The following is a 13779-nucleotide window of genomic DNA, read 5'->3' as shown; positions in this document are numbered from 1 at the left end:
GGGGGGACGGGTACGGGGACGGGGCGGCGCTGACATACCAGCGCCGCCCCGCCTGGCGTGCGCCATCCACATGGGTGTCGCCTGTCCACAGGGACGCGCCCGCCGATGGCGCTGGACCGTCAGGCCGGTTATTCCGCTCGGGAATCCCTGCCTAACGGCCCAAACGTCGAGTGGGCGCGGTTGCGCGGTGGGTGAGGGCGCTGCACGCGGAGCGTGCGGCGCCCTCGGGGTGGGGTTAGGCGCAGGCCGCGCCGTTGAGCTTGAAGAGCTCGGGGGACGGGTTGGCGTTCGATGTCGTGCCCGTGAAGCCGAAGGTCACCGACTGGCCGGGGTTGATGGTGGCGTTCCACGACAGGTTCTTCGCCGTGACGCCGCCGCCGGACTGGGTGTAGGACGCGCTCCACAGGTTGTCGATCTGCTGGCCGCCGGTGAAGTTCCAGGTCAGCTGCCAGTTCTTGATCGCCTTGGTGCCGGTGTTCTTGATGGTGATCTGGGAGATGAAGCCCTTGCCCCAGTCGCCCTGCTTCTCGTAGGTGACCTTGCAGGAGCCGGCGGCCGGCGCCTTGCCGTCACCGATGTCGCCGAGGAAGCCGCCCACCCACGACAGGGTCGAGTTCCAGTTGATGGCCACCTCGTTCGTGGCGTACGACTGGATGTCGTCGATGTAGCAGAACTGGCCGACGCAGTTCTTCAGCAGCTTGGCCGCCAGCGGGTCCTGGATGTCGGCGTTCGCGCCGCCGGCCAGCGAACCCGTGGGCGGGTTCGGCAGGTCCGCGTTCACCTGGTGCCCGAACATGCGGCTGTGCTGGTTCTGCGGCGACACCTCGCCGTAGTTCGTCACGTACGAGTGGTTGAGCGCGTTGCGGCCGAACACGTAGTCGACGCCCTCGATCACGCCGTCGCGGTACTTGGCCGCGCCGGTCAGGTCGTACGCGGTGGCGATCACCACGATGTTGTTGAGGATGCCGCTGTTCGAGCCCCACACGTACCGGGCGTTGAACGGCAGGCCGTAGGACTCGGCGGCCTGGGTCGCCAGGTACGCGTCCGCGGCCGCCACGACCGACGCCTTCGCCGCGGCACGGTCGGCCGCCGGCAGCAGGTTCGGCACGGTGGCCAGGTCGAGCCGGCCCAGCGCCGCCACGCCCTGCCAACCGAAGCCACCGGCGTCGAAGACGTTGGCGGTCTTCAGCGGCGAGGCGTCGATGTCGGCCTTGTAGGCCGCGTCGCCGGTCGTGATGAACAGCTCGGCCGCCGCCCAGTAGAACTCGTCGGTGACGTTGCTGTCGTCGTACGCGCCACCGCCGTTGCCGTCGCTGACCAGGGCGTACCGGTCAGGGTTGGCCTTGGCGGCCGCGTAGGCCGACTTCGCGGCGGCGAGCGCCTCGGCCGCGAACGCCGCGTCGTAGTTGGCGAACAGGCGGGCCGCCTGGGCCGCCACGGCCGCGAGGTTCAGCGTGGCCGCGGTCGACACCGGGTGCAGCTCGCGCGGCTGCGGGTCCGCCGCCGGGTCGAGCGGCAGGCCGGTCCAGGCCGCGTCGTGGATCTTGTGGTGGGCCATGCCGGCGTACGGCTGACCGGCCGGGACCTGCATGCGCAGCAGGAAGTCCAGCTCCCACTTCGCCTCGTCGAGGACGTCCGGGATGCCGTTGCCACGCTCGGGCAGGCGCAGCGTGCTGTCGCCCCGGGCCGCCCGCACGTCCGTCGCGGTCTTGGACCGCTCGAACTCGCTGAGCAGTTGGTAGGTGGCGATGCCGCCGTTCACGACGTACTTGCCGTGGTCACCGGCGTCGTACCAGCCGCCGCTCACGTCCAGGCGGTAGTCGCAGACGCCCGCCTGGCACGGCACGTCCGTGTCGCCCTGGTTGGGGGCGACGCCGACGTGGCCGGCCGCCCGGGCGTACTTGGCGCCCACCAGCGAGCCGTCGATCGCGATGCCGGAACGCTGGATGTAGAAGAACTGCAGGGCGTCCGAGCGCAGGTTGGTGTAGATGTCGCCGGAGATGTCGAACGCGAAGCTCGTCTCCCCGTCGGCGACCAGCGTGTAGCCGCTACCCACCTTCTTGTACGACGAGAAGTCGATGCGGTGCGTGTTCTGGTTCGACGACGCGTCGGTGCCCGCCGGGACGGTGCTGCCGGACGCGACCACGGTGCCGGCCGAGTTCTTCAGCTCCCACGGCAGGGCGGCGGTCGCCTCGGTGACGAGCGTGGCCCGCTTCGGGCCCGCCGGCAGGTAGCCGACCTGGTTGACGCGCACGCGCGGGCCGGTGTCCGGCTTGTAGACCTCCGGCGCGGCCCCGCCCTTGAGCGAGATGTTGTCCAGGCACAGCGTCCAGCCGCCGGCCGAGCCGCCGATCTGGAACGCCACCTGCTGCGCCTCCGACGTCGTGTCGGCGGTGAAGGTGTACGTGAAGTCGGTCAGCTCCGTCGTGATCGGCGTGGGCCGCGACAGCTGCTGGGTGTACGGCGAATCGGCCAGCTGGACGTTCGCGAGGATCGTGACGGCCTTGCTCGCCTTCGCGGAGAAGGACAGCTGGTACGTCGTACCCTCAACGATCTTCACGCCGTTCTGGCCGATGATCGCGTCCCACGGGTTGACCGTCGCGTCGGCGATCGTGGCGCACAGCTGGCCGTCGACAACCTCCGACGGCGCGCTGGCGGTCCACCACCAGGGCGTGGCGCCCTCGTCGAAGCCGCCGTTGGTGAGCTGCTCGGCGCCGGTCGGGCCGCCGCTGCCGGGCGGCGGGCCCATGAGCGACACGTCGTCGAGGCAGATGGTGTACGGGTCGGCGTTCCCGCCGAGCTGGAAGGCGACCTGCGCCTGCGTCGTGGTGCTCAGCGCGGTGAATGTGTAGGTGTAGGTCTGGCTGTCGCCGAGCGCCACGGTCTGGCTCAGCTCGCTCGTGTACGGGTCGACGCCGAGCTGCACGTTCGCCTTGATGGACGCGGCCGCGGTCGACGAGGCCGTGAACTTCAGGGTGTACGACCCGCCGGCGACCAGGGTGAGGTCGTTCTGGCCGATGCCGGCGTCCCAGGGGTTCGCCAGTCCGCCGGCCACGTCGGCGCAGTATCTGCCGTCCACGACCGCCGCGGGGGCGGCGGTGCCGTAGGCGTACCAGGGCGCGGAGCCGCTATCGAAGGAGCCGTTGACGATCAGGTCGACCGGGTCGTCGGCGAAGGCTGGCGAAACCAGCCCGGGCGCGATAAGGGCGGCGGCCAGCGCCGCCGCCGCACTGACGCGCAGGGCGCGCCGAAGTTTGTGGGGTGTCACCCGGGGATGGTCGCTAGGGGCATTCAAGCATGTCAACGGACATCATCACAGCCCGTGTCCAAGCCCAAGCGGAACCGGAAAGTTACATACGCCAAGGTCATTGTCCCGCACGCCGTTGGGTGCGGCCGACCCTTGACCGCGCCGGCGCGGCGGCCGACGCGGTCCGTGGGGCCGAGGCTACTTCTTGTTGTTCTTCTTCTCGGACTTCTTCCGATAGTCCTTGGCATACTTGGATCTTGACCGTCCACATCGGAATCGGTCACCTTTTGATGGTTTCCCGGGCTGGGAAAACGGCGCCTGAGCAGAAAAGTCCGCCCATTGGTCACGTCCCGGCCAGCTGCGCGACCCTCCGCGACTAGGCTCGACACATGCTGTTGTCGTTCTCGATCACGCCGCTGGGCGTCGGCGAGTCCGTCGGGGAGTACGTCGCGGACGCCGTGCGCGTGGTCCGCGGGTCCGGCCTGCCGAACCGCACGGACGCCATGTTCACCACCGTCGAGGGCGACTGGGACGAGGTGATGGCGGTCCTCAAGGCCGCCGTCGACGCCGTCCAGGCCCGCGCTCCGCGGGTCAGCGTGGTCATGAAGGCCGACGTCCGCCCGGGCGTCGAGAACGCCCTGACGAAGAAGGTCGCCGACGTGGAGGCCTACCTGGCGGATCCCGGCCGACGTTTGGACAGTTAGGCGGGCTATTCGACGCCTGATTTCCACACGTAGGTGGCCTAACATCGGCCGCCATGAGCTTGACGTCCTACGCGGTGCGGCGGATGGCAGGGGACGAGGTTGCCGCGAGGGCGGACGAGTTCGCGTCGCTGTACCGGCGCGTCTACGGCGAGCCGCCGTACAACGAGACCGAGGAACAGGCCGCCGAGTTCGAGCAGAATCTCATCGGGAACACCACCCGGTCCGGCTTCGCGCTCATCGTCGCCGAACCGGCCGGCCGCACCGACCACATCATCGGCTTCGCGTTCGGGTTCACGTTTCCCGTGGACCGGTGGTGGCGCCACGCCGGCGAGGAACCCGACCTGGTCAGCGGCGCGGAGAAGTTCGCTGTCATGGAGTTGGTGGTGCACCCGGACGAGCGGCGTCAGGGCATCGCGGGCACGCTGATGCGCGACCTCCTACGCGGGCGACCCGAACCCTTCGCGACCCTGTTCGCGAACCCCGCCGCGCCGGCACGCGACGTCTACCGGTCGTGGGGCTGGAAGCAGGTGGCCGTCGCGGACACCCCGCACATGGGGCCCATGGACGTACTCATCAAGCGGCTGACGCCGGCGCGGAGCTGGCGGCGGGCGGTATGGGAGTGCCTGGGGGGCCTCGGGCACGGGATCGTCGGTCAGTTGCTGGCCTTCTGGCTCTTCGCCTACGTGGGCCTGTTCACCGGACGCGCCGACGTGTCGGATCAGCTGGCGGCGGGGCTGATGGCGGCGATTCTCGTCGCGGCGGTGCCCACCGTCGCCGTACCGGTCGTGGCGTTGCGAATCCTGCGCCGGCGTCCCGTGCGCGCGGGCGGGCTCCTCGTCGGCTGGGTGCTGGGCACGGTTGTCATCGCGCAGCTGTTCGGGGTGGTGACCCCGCTGCTGAACGAACTGCCGGCAACGTGCCCGTGCGAACCGGCCATCGAGCAGCTCGGCTCCTGGGGTGGTTGAAAGCGTGAACCGGGCTGGCACCGCTGGGTGCCAGCCCGGTTCACCATCCCTGAGAGGAGAGGATGTCTACAGGCGGTTGAGCGTGAGGTCGCGCGCCTCGGCGTAGCGGGCGCGGACCGACGGGGTCGGATCGGCCTCGAAGCGCTCGGGCTCCAGGGACGACCACGTCGGGGCCTCGTCGCCGCCGAGCGCCACCCAGGCCGCCTGGCGGGCGGCGCCGTCGGCGACGTACTCGCCGGGCGGCGGGACGAGCACGGTGCAACCGAACACCGACGGGGCGATGCGGCGCACCGCCTCCGACCGGGCCCCGCCGCCGACCAGGATCACCCGGTTCACCACGGCACCCTGGGCGACCAGGGCGTCGAGGCAGTCGGCGAGCGCGCAGAGCATGCCCTCGACGGCCGCGCGGGCGACCAGGGCAGGCGTCATCGTCGACAGGGTCAGCCCGTGCAACGACCCGGTCGCGTCCGGCTTGTTCGGCGTGCGCTCGCCCTCCAGGTAGGGGACGAGCGTCAGGCCGTCGGCCCCGGCGGGGGCCGACAACGCGAGCGATGACAGCTCGTCGAGCGACACGTTCAGCAGGGTGGCCGCGCTGTTGAGCACCCGGGCCGCGTTGAGCGTGCAGACCAGGGGCAGGAAGCGACCCGTCGCGTCGGCGAAGCCGGCCACCGTGCCGGTCGCGTCGGCGGCCGGCACCTCGGCGACCGTGAAGACGGTGCCGGACGTGCCGATGGAGACGATCACGTCGCCCGGACGGGCGCCCACGCCGAGCGCGGCCGCCGCGTTGTCGCCCGTACCCACGCCCAGGGAGAAGCCCGACGGGGCGTGGGCGGCGGTCTCGGCGGGACCGAGCACGCGGGGTGTGCCCGCGTCCTTGCCGAGGGCGAGTTTGAGCAGGTCGGGACGGTAATCGCCAGTGCGGGGCGACCAGTAGCCCGTGCCGCTCGCGTCGCCCCGGTCGGTCGTCACCGCGAACGGGTCCGTCGAGCCGGAGAGCTTCCACGTGAGCCAGTCGTGCGGCAGGCAGACGACCTCGGTGCGCTCCGCCGATGCCGGCTCGTTCGCCGCCAACCAGCGCAGCTTGGTGACGGTGAACGAGGCGACCGGCACGCTGCCGACGGCGTCGGCCCAGGCGGCGGCCCCCACAGAGCCGCCGCCCAGGTCGGCGATCAGGTCGGCGGCGGCACCCGCCGACCGGGTGTCGTTCCAGAGGAGAGCGGGCCGCACCACGGAACCTGATCCGTCAAGACACACCATGCCGTGCTGTTGCGCGCCGACGCTGACGGCGGCCACATCGTCCAGGCCGCCGGCCGCGTCGATCGCGTCGTTCAGAGCCGACCACCAGAAGGCGGGGTCGACCTCCGTGCCGTCCGGGTGGGTGGCGCGGCCCTCACGGACCAGCGCCCCCGTCTCCGCGTCCCGGACGACGACCTTGCAGCTCTGGGTCGACGAGTCGACTCCCGCTACCAGCCGGCCGTAAGGCCGCCCAGCGTTGTCGTTCATCGCGCTCCCAACAAATGTTCGATGCCGAGCTGGTTGAGGCGGACGAAGTGGCTGCCCCGGGCGCCGGCGGCGTCGATGTCGAAGTCCTCGAACGACGACCGGTCGTTGAGCAGATCCTGGTAGGTCTCGCCCTCGGCCAGGGTCGACTCGCGCGTGCCGGCGACCCGGGCGGCGGCCAGGGCCTCGGCCACCTCGGGGTCGGCCCGGTACGCCGCCGCGCGCTCCTTGAGCAGCAGGTACGTGCGCATGTTGGCGGCCGCCGACGCCCACACGCCGTCGAAGTTCTCGGTGCGGGACGGCTTGTAGTCGAAGTGGCGCGGGCCGTCGTAGGCGCGGGCACCGTCGACGCCGCCGAACTCCAGCAGGTCGACCAGGAAGAACGCGTTGATCAGGTCGCCGTGACCAAAAACAAGATCCTGGTCGTACTTGATGCCGCGCTGGCCGTTGAGGTCGATGTGGAAGAGCTTGCCGTGCCACAGGGCCTGCGCGATGCCGTGCACGAAGTTTAGGCCGGCCATCTGCTCGTGGCCCACCTCGGGGTTGAGGCCGACCATCTCCGAGTGGTCCAGCGACTCGATGAACGCGAGCGCGTGGCCGACGGTCGGCAGCAGGATGTCGCCGCGGGGCTCGTTCGGCTTGGGCTCCAGGGCGAAGCGGATGCCGTAGCCGCGGTCGATGACGTACTGCGCCAGGGTGTCGACGCCCTCGCGGTAACGGTCCAGGGCGGCGCGGACGTCCTTCACCCCGTCGTACTCGGAGCCCTCGCGGCCGCCCCACATGACGTAGGTCTCGGCGCCCAACTCCGCGGCCAGGTCGATGTTGCGCATGACCTTGCGCAGCGCGTACCGCCGGATGTCGCGGTCGTTGTTGGTGAAGCCGCCGTCCTTGAAGACGGGCTGCTCGAACAGGTTCGTGGTGGCCATCGGGACGACCAGGCCGGTCTCGTCGAGCGCCTTGCGGAACCGGGCGATGTGGCCGTCGCGGGTGGCGTCGTCGGAGCCGAACGGGATGAGGTCGTCGTCGTGGAACGTCAGGCCGTACGCGCCGAGCTCGGCGAGCTTGTGCGCGATCTCCACCGGGTCGAGGGCGGCGCGGGTGGCGGCCCCGAACGGGTCGCGGGCCTGCCAGCCGACGGTCCAGAGGCCGAAGGTGAATTTGTCCGCCTTGGTGGGCTGCGTAGTCATTATGTCTGCCTCCGGGACGCCGTTTGTATAGTGGTTGAACTTATTAACGTCGGTGTGACATTGTCAAGGGGTGACAGTCCGGACCACGGCCGTGGATTCCCCCGTCCGCCAGCACAGCCTCCGCGAGCACAACCTCGCGCTCGTGCTGCGCCGTGTCGCGACCAACCCGCGCCCGCTCTCCCGCGCCGACGTCGCCGCCGCGACCGGCCTGACCAGGGCGACCGTCTCGACGCTCGTGGACGACCTCGTCGCCGGCGGCCTGCTCGCCGAACTCGAACCCGTGCCCCGCGCCGGCGTCGGCCGGCCGGCCACCGGCCTCGCGCTCAGCCCGCACGGGCCGTGCGGGCTCGGCTTGGAGATCAACGTCGACTACCTCGCGGCCTGCGTCACGGACCTGTCCGGCACGGTCCGCCACCAGATCGTCCGCCACGTGGATCAACGCGACCGGCCGGCCGGCGACGCGCTCGCGGCCGTCGCTGAGCTGGCAGCCGAGGCGGCCGACGTCGCCGCCGCCGAGGGCCTGCCGGTCGCCGGCGCCGCCCTCGCCGTCCCCGGACTGGTCCGCCAGAACCCGCACGGCGGCGGCCACGTGCACGTGGCGCCGAACCTCGGCTGGCGCGACGTGCCCGTCCCGGCCGCCCTCGGCGCGCTGACCCTGCGGGTCGAGAACGAGGCCAACCTCGCGGCGCTCGGCGAACTCCAGGCTGGCGAGCAGGACCCGGACGTGTCGCCGAGCTTCATCTACGTCTCCGGCGAGGTCGGCATCGGCGCCGGCATCGTGCTCGACGGCCAGCTCTACCGGGGCGCGCACGGCTGGAGCGGCGAGTTCGGCCACCTGACGATCGACGCGAACGGCCCGCGCTGCCACTGCGGCGCGCGCGGCTGCCTTGAGCAGTACGCCGGCCAGGACGCCATCCTGCGCGCCGCCGGCGTCGCGGGAGAGGACGCCGTCCCTGCCGGGCTCGAGCGCATCCAGCGCCTGGCCCAGGCCGCCGACCCGGCCATGCTGGCGGCGCTGGGCGCGGCCGGCGCGGCGCTCGGCATCGCCCTGGCCGGGGCCGTCAACCTGCTCGACGTCGACGCGGTGGTGCTCGGCGGCAGCTACGCGCCGCTGGCACCGTGGCTGCGCGCGGCCGTCGAGGAGGAGCTGACCACCCGCGTGATCACGGCCGGCTGGTCGCCGGCCGAGGTGCGCGCTTCGGCGCTGGGGCCGGAGGCGACGGTCGTCGGCGCGGCCGGATCCGTCGTCCGTGACGTCCTCGCCCATCCCGCCGCCTGGCTGGCGACCCTTTCTTAAGGCCGTCGCAACCAGATCAGTCCGAGTACGGGCAGGACGAGGGGGACGAAGCCGTAGCCCTGGCCGTAGACCGACCAGACCGTGGCGTCCGGGAAGGCCGCCCGGTCGAGGAGGCTGAGCGTGCCGATGGTCAGCACGCCGGCCAGCTCCACGGCGCAGCAGACCAGGGCCAGCCGGCGCCCGAACCGGTTGCCCAGCGCCAGCCCGACCGTCGCGACCAGGTAGATCACGGCGGCGAGGGCCGACAGCGCGTACGCCACCGGGGCCTCGTCGAACCTCGTGGCGATCTGCACGCCGGCCCGCGCCCCGGCCGCCAGCGCGAACAGGCCGTAGATGCCGATGAGCACCCGACCCGGGCCGGCGTTCGTGGTCGGCTGGCGCGTCTCCTGGCCGAGTACCACGGTCAGCCCCAGACCTGTTGGAGCCGCAGCATGAGGACGGCCACGACCGCCCCGGCGACCGACATGATCACGGCACCCCAGCGGGTCTGCTCCATGTACGCGAGCACGGTCGCGGCGGGCAGGAGCAGCACGACGGTCAGCAGGTAGCCGATGAACGTGGCCTGCTCGACGGCGCGCTCCCCGCCGATCATCCGGCTGGCGGCGATCACCGCCTGGACGAGGATCGCGACCTCGATCACGGCGGCGAGCGCCAGCTGGCCGCGGTTGATCCAGCGCTCCCGCAGCGCGGCGGTGAGCGCCCAGACGGCGAGGACGAGCGAACCGACGAGGATGCCGGTGGCCAGGGCGGGGGTCACGGCGAGAGCCTACCGGCGCGCCGCGACGCCGTCCGCCAAGGGTAATTCGTCCGGTTAGCTGCACTCCAGGACATTTCCCCTGGTCAAGCGGAGTATTGGCGCTATGCGCCACCGTTGGGCAACCACCACGATCGCGGCCGGATCGCCCGTGGCCGCCCTCGCCGTGCCGAACCCGGGCGAGGCCGACGGCCCACTCGTGATCCTCGGCGATTTACCCCGCACCGAGGGCACCGCCGTGGTCCGCGACGGCCGCGTCCTGTTCACGCCGGCCGCCGGGTTCGAGGGACCCGTCACGTTCAGCTACTTCGTGTGCGCAGCCGACCTCGAGCCGCAGGCGTGCTCCGCTGCGGACGTCAACGTCGCGGTCTACTACGAACCGGGTCGGCTGCTCCCGACGGTCAGCTCGGAGTCCCGGCAGACGCTCACCGGCCGGCCCGTCACCGGGAACCTCGTGTGCAGCGCCGACGAGATCGCCTGCGCCGAGGCCCCGGTACGCGTACAGGTCACTTCTGGGCGGTGACAGTGGTCGCGGTCACGGTGCCGTCGGCGCCGGTCTGGCCCTGGACGGTCACCGTGGCGCCCGTCCTGATGCTCTTGAGCGTGCTCGACTGGCTCACCGACACCTTGGTGGAGTCGCTGGTCTTCACGGTCACCGTCTCGCCCGAGGACGTGGTGATGTAGATCGTCGTACCGTCGACGAGCTTCACCGTGCCGGTCGTCGCGGCGCCGGCGCGGGTGCCGGTGCCGCCCTGAGCGGTGCCGCCACCGCCGAAGCCGCCGGCCGGGAAGTAGCCGCCCCGGCCGTTCGTCCCGGTGGGGAGCGCGCTGCCGGTCGTACCCCCGGAGTTCTTCTGGACGAGCGAGCCGGCGATGAAGCCGCCGATGACCAGGAGCAGTCCGGCCAGCACGAAGGTGATCTTGTTGATCCGTTGCTTGGGGGCCCTGGCCGCGAGCTCGCGCTCCAGATCGTCGTCCAGCGGATCGGTCAGCTCGGTGGTCGTGGGCTCGGACATCGGGTTCTGCTCCCTATTCATAGCGAAGTGCCTCGATCGGACGCAACGACGCGGCGCGCGACGCCGGGTAGCTGCCGAAGAACAGGCCGATGGCGACGGAGACGCCGAGGGCCAGGGCGATCGAGCTGGGCACGATCACGGGCTTGATGCCGACGATGGTGAACTGGCTGCCGATCAGCGCGGCGGCCACGCCGGCGAGGCCGCCGAACAGGCTCAGCACGGTCGCCTCCACGAGGAACTGGGTGAGCACCGTGCGCCTGGGCGCGCCGAGGGCCTTGCGGATGCCGATCTCGCGGGTCCGCTCGGTGACCGTGACCATCATGATGTTGGTGATGCCGATGCCGCCGACCAGCAGGCTGATGCCGGCCACCGCGCCGAGCAGAACCGTGAACGTCTCCGCCGTCGACGTGCGCGCCTCCAGCAGCTGAGCCTGGCTGCGGATGGTGTACGGCGCGGTCGCGCCGGCCGCGACGTGCAGCTTCTCGTTGAGGATCGTGGTGATCTGAGTCTGGGCCGTGGCCACCGTTTCCGCACTGGTCGCCTGCACCAGCAGCTGGCTCAATGATCCGTAGCCGGTCAGGGTCTCCTGCACGGCGCTGACCGGCGCGATGGCGATGTTGTTCGGGTCGTTGAAGCCGGTGCTGCCCTTCTCGGCGAGAACGCCGACCACCGTGAACAGCGTGCCCCCGACCGTGATCCGCTGGCCCACCGGGTCGAGGCCGGTGAACAGCGCGTCCGCCGCCAGGGATCCCAGCACCACGACCTTGCGCCCCTGCGCCACGTCGTCCTGGGTGAACATCGCGCCCTTGGCGACCGTGAAGTTCGACACCGCCGCGTAGGCCGGGTAGGTCCCGACGAACTGTTGGATGGACTGGTCGATCCCCGCGAACGTCGCGGTCTGGGAACTCGACACGACCGGCGACACCGACGCGATGTCGGGCGCGGCCGACTTGTCGTTCAGCGCGTCGACCAGGTCGAACGTGAACGCCGTGTGCCGGGTGCTCGACGACTCCTGGCGGACCCCGCCGCTGGAGATGGTGAGCGTGTTCGTGCCGAGCCCTTCGATCTGCTGCTGTACCGCGCGGGCCGAGCCGGTGCCGACCGCGACGAGCAGGATCACCGCCGCCACGCCGATGAGCATGCCGAGGACGGTCAGCCCGGAGCGCAGCTTGTTCGCGGTCACGCCCCGTACGGCGAACCTCAATGTCTCTAGGACGCCCATGCCGTCGCCTCCCGTTCCCGTTGGCGGACATCGGTGACGACGCGGCCGTCGACGAGGCGGATCAGGCGCCGGGCATGCTCCGCGACGTCCGGCTCGTGCGTGATGATGACGATCGTGCGGCCGGTCCGGTTGAGCTGGTCCAGGACGGCGAGGACGTCCATCGTGGACTGGCTGTCCAGGTTGCCGGTCGGCTCGTCGGCGAGGACGAGCGCCGGGGACGTGACGAGCGCCCGGGCCACCGCGACCCGCTGCTGCTGGCCGCCGGAGAGCTGGTTGGGCTCGTGGCCGGCCCGGTCGGCGAGGCCCACCATCGCCAGGGCCTCCTGCGCACGCCGGCGCCGCGCCGCTCCCTTCACGCCGGCGTACGCGAGTGGCAGCTCGACGTTGGCCAGCGCGGTGGTACGCGGGATCAGGTTGAACGACTGGAACACGAAACCGATCCGCCGGTTGCGCACCAGGGCGAGCTGACGGTCGGACAGTGTGCTGACGTCCACCCCGTCGAGCAGGTACCGGCCCGAGGTCGGCACGTCGAGGCAGCCGAGGATGTTCATGAGCGTGGACTTGCCGGACCCGGACGAGCCCATGATCGCCACGTAGTCGCCCCGGGCGACCGTGAGGCTCACCCCGCGCAACGCGTGGACGGCCGTGTCGCCCTCGCCGTACGTCTTGACGACGTCCCGCACATCGAGCACCGGGCGGGCGTGCCGGGCCATCACCGACCGCCTCCGCCGCCGGGACCGCCGCCGCCGAACCCGCCGGGTGGACCGCCGCCGAACCCGCCGCCACCGCGTTCCCCGGTGCCGCCCGATGTCGTCTGGCTGGCCACGACGACCTGCTCACCCACGGTGACGCCGGACCTGATCTCGGTGTAGGAGTCGCCCTCCACGCCCACCTCGACCGGCCGCAGTTCCGTCGCCCCGTTGCTGGAGACGGTGACGAGCCGCTGGCTGCCCACCGTACGGACGGAGCTGGCGGGCACCCGGACCACGTTCGCCGCCTCGGCGATGGCCACGGTCGCGGTGACGGTCTGGCCGATGCGCGCCCCGGCCGGCACCGAGTCCAGACCGATGATCACGGCGTACTCGTTGACGTTGTTGGCGGTGGTGGCCGTCGGCGCGACGGTCCTGATCTTCCCGGTGACCTGGGTGTCGGCCAGCGCGCTCCAGACCACGCGGACCGTCTGCCCGGGCTTGAGCTTCGTGGCGTCCGTCTCGGCGAAGCTCGCCGACACCTGCAGGTTCCGGACGTCGGCGATGGTCACGAACCCGCCCGACGACTCGGAACCGCCGCCCTGACCGCCCCCGCCGGAGGACCCGCCCGACGAGCCGCCCAGCGTGCCGTTGACCGCGGTCACCGTGCCGGCCATCGGGGCCTTGAGCACGGTGCCGGCCACCGTCCGTGCCGCCTCGTCGACCGTCGCCTGCGCCGCCGTCACGTCGGCGTTGGCGTTGGCGATCGTGGTGTCGTCGGGCGTCGTCGCGTTCTGCGCCCGGTACAGCGCCGCCTGGGCCGCGTCGAGGTTGTCCTCAGCGGTGGCGAGCGACGCCTTGGCCGCCGCCGCGTCGATCTTCGCGAGGACCTGGCCCTTCCTGACGACGTCGCCCACCTTCACCGAGATGGACGTGACCGTCCCGGAGGTGCCGAAGTTCGCCGTGGCGGTCGCGGAGCTGGCCACCGAGCCGGTCGCCGTCGCCGTCGCCGTCACACTGCCTTCCGTCGCCGTCACCAGGCGGGTCCCGCTGGTCGTCGCCGTCGGCGTCGCCGCGGGCGCCGCCACCGTCCGATAGGCCCAGAAGCCCCCGCCGAGGACCGCCAACGCCAGTACGGCGTTGGTGAGGATTACGGGTCGTTGCCACAAACGCATGGCGAGGATCCTGGCCGGCCCCG

At 71.4% G+C, this 13779-nt stretch carries 13 protein-coding genes; 4 read left to right on the top strand and 9 right to left on the bottom strand.

Going from position 1 to position 13779, the window contains the following annotated elements; all coding sequences use genetic code 11:
• Positions 1-235: 235 nt before the first annotated feature.
• A complete protein-coding gene (locus tag ABD211_RS08375; RefSeq protein WP_344128014.1) occupies positions 236-3268 on the bottom strand; it encodes a glycoside hydrolase family 9 protein in 3033 nt (1010 codons plus the stop codon).
• Positions 3269-3636: 368 nt separating this feature from the next.
• On the opposite strand from ABD211_RS08375, the gene ABD211_RS08370 reads away from it, so the two are divergent.
• Positions 3637-3951: an MTH1187 family thiamine-binding protein gene (locus ABD211_RS08370; RefSeq protein ID WP_344128011.1), complete on the top strand. Its 315-nt coding sequence runs from the start codon at positions 3637-3639 to the stop codon at positions 3949-3951.
• Positions 3952-4004: 53 nt separating this feature from the next.
• Positions 4005-4916: a GNAT family N-acetyltransferase gene (locus ABD211_RS08365; RefSeq protein ID WP_344128008.1), complete on the top strand. Its 912-nt coding sequence runs from the start codon at positions 4005-4007 to the stop codon at positions 4914-4916.
• A 66-nt stretch (positions 4917-4982) separates the two neighbouring features.
• On the opposite strand, the gene ABD211_RS08360 is transcribed toward ABD211_RS08365, so the two are convergent.
• Together ABD211_RS08360 and xylA are read right to left on the bottom strand one after the other, a co-directional pair.
• A complete protein-coding gene (locus ABD211_RS08360; RefSeq protein ID WP_344128005.1) occupies positions 4983-6419 on the bottom strand; it encodes a xylulokinase in 1437 nt (478 codons plus the stop codon).
• A complete protein-coding gene (xylA, locus tag ABD211_RS08355) occupies positions 6416-7603 on the bottom strand; it encodes a xylose isomerase (RefSeq protein ID WP_344128003.1) in 1188 nt (395 codons plus the stop codon). Before xylA ends, ABD211_RS08360 begins: the two co-directional genes overlap by 4 nt.
• Positions 7604-7673: 70 nt before the next feature.
• Here xylA and ABD211_RS08350 point away from each other — a divergent pair, with 70 nt between their 5' ends.
• A complete protein-coding gene (locus tag ABD211_RS08350; RefSeq protein ID WP_344128001.1) occupies positions 7674-8900 on the top strand; it encodes an ROK family transcriptional regulator in 1227 nt (408 codons plus the stop codon).
• Here ABD211_RS08350 and ABD211_RS08345 read toward each other — a convergent pair.
• On the bottom strand, positions 8897-9301 hold the full coding sequence (locus tag ABD211_RS08345) for a hypothetical protein (RefSeq protein ID WP_344127999.1): 405 nt from the start codon (positions 9299-9301) through the stop codon (positions 8897-8899). The two genes, ABD211_RS08350 and ABD211_RS08345, sit on opposite strands and share 4 nt — an antisense overlap.
• 2 nt (positions 9302-9303) lie before the next feature.
• The gene (locus tag ABD211_RS08340) at positions 9304-9657 is read right to left on the bottom strand and encodes a hypothetical protein (RefSeq protein ID WP_344127997.1); all 354 of its coding nucleotides are present in this window, start codon (positions 9655-9657) and stop codon (positions 9304-9306) included.
• 103 nt (positions 9658-9760) lie between these two features.
• Between ABD211_RS08340 and ABD211_RS08335 the strand changes: the two genes are divergently transcribed.
• A complete protein-coding gene (locus ABD211_RS08335; protein WP_344127995.1) occupies positions 9761-10177 on the top strand; it encodes an Ig-like domain-containing protein in 417 nt (138 codons plus the stop codon).
• Here the strand turns inward: ABD211_RS08335 and ABD211_RS08330 are convergent.
• From ABD211_RS08330 to ABD211_RS08315, 4 genes are read right to left on the bottom strand one after another with little or no spacing between them, the layout of a single operon-like run.
• Entirely contained in the window at positions 10161-10670 is a 510-nt protein-coding gene (locus ABD211_RS08330; RefSeq protein ID WP_344127993.1) for a hypothetical protein, read from the bottom strand. The genes ABD211_RS08335 and ABD211_RS08330 overlap by 17 nt on opposite strands.
• A gap of 13 nt (positions 10671-10683) precedes the next feature.
• Complete coding sequence (locus ABD211_RS08325) at positions 10684-11892, bottom strand: ABC transporter permease (protein ID WP_344127991.1); 1209 nt, start codon at positions 11890-11892, stop codon at positions 10684-10686.
• Positions 11880-12605 (bottom strand): ABC transporter ATP-binding protein, encoded by a 726-nt coding sequence (locus tag ABD211_RS08320; protein WP_344128127.1) that lies wholly within the window; start codon positions 12603-12605, stop codon positions 11880-11882. Before ABD211_RS08320 ends, ABD211_RS08325 begins: the two co-directional genes overlap by 13 nt.
• Complete coding sequence (locus ABD211_RS08315) at positions 12605-13756, bottom strand: efflux RND transporter periplasmic adaptor subunit (protein ID WP_344127989.1); 1152 nt, start codon at positions 13754-13756, stop codon at positions 12605-12607. Before ABD211_RS08315 ends, ABD211_RS08320 begins: the two co-directional genes overlap by 1 nt.
• Positions 13757-13779: the final 23 nt, after the last annotated feature.

This window comes from Luedemannella flava (assembly GCF_039528515.1).
GTDB lineage: Bacteria > Actinomycetota > Actinomycetes > Mycobacteriales > Micromonosporaceae > Luedemannella > Luedemannella flava.
This window is presented reverse-complemented; position numbering and strand designations above follow the sequence as displayed.

Coding starts and splice junctions, on each gene's coding strand:
- ABD211_RS08370 (WP_344128011.1), top strand. CDS start 3,637: ATGCTGTTGTCGTTCTCGATCACGCCGCTGGGCGTCGGCGAGTCCGTC.
- ABD211_RS08365 (WP_344128008.1), top strand. CDS start 4,005: ATGAGCTTGACGTCCTACGCGGTGCGGCGGATGGCAGGGGACGAGGTT.
- ABD211_RS08360 (WP_344128005.1), bottom strand. CDS start 6,419: ATGAACGACAACGCTGGGCGGCCTTACGGCCGGCTGGTAGCGGGAGTC.
- xylA (WP_344128003.1), bottom strand. CDS start 7,603: ATGACTACGCAGCCCACCAAGGCGGACAAATTCACCTTCGGCCTCTGG.
- ABD211_RS08335 (WP_344127995.1), top strand. CDS start 9,761: ATGCGCCACCGTTGGGCAACCACCACGATCGCGGCCGGATCGCCCGTG.
- ABD211_RS08330 (WP_344127993.1), bottom strand. CDS start 10,670: ATGTCCGAGCCCACGACCACCGAGCTGACCGATCCGCTGGACGACGAT.
- ABD211_RS08325 (WP_344127991.1), bottom strand. CDS start 11,892: ATGGGCGTCCTAGAGACATTGAGGTTCGCCGTACGGGGCGTGACCGCG.
- ABD211_RS08320 (WP_344128127.1), bottom strand. CDS start 12,605: ATGGCCCGGCACGCCCGCCCGGTGCTCGATGTGCGGGACGTCGTCAAG.
- ABD211_RS08315 (WP_344127989.1), bottom strand. CDS start 13,756: ATGCGTTTGTGGCAACGACCCGTAATCCTCACCAACGCCGTACTGGCG.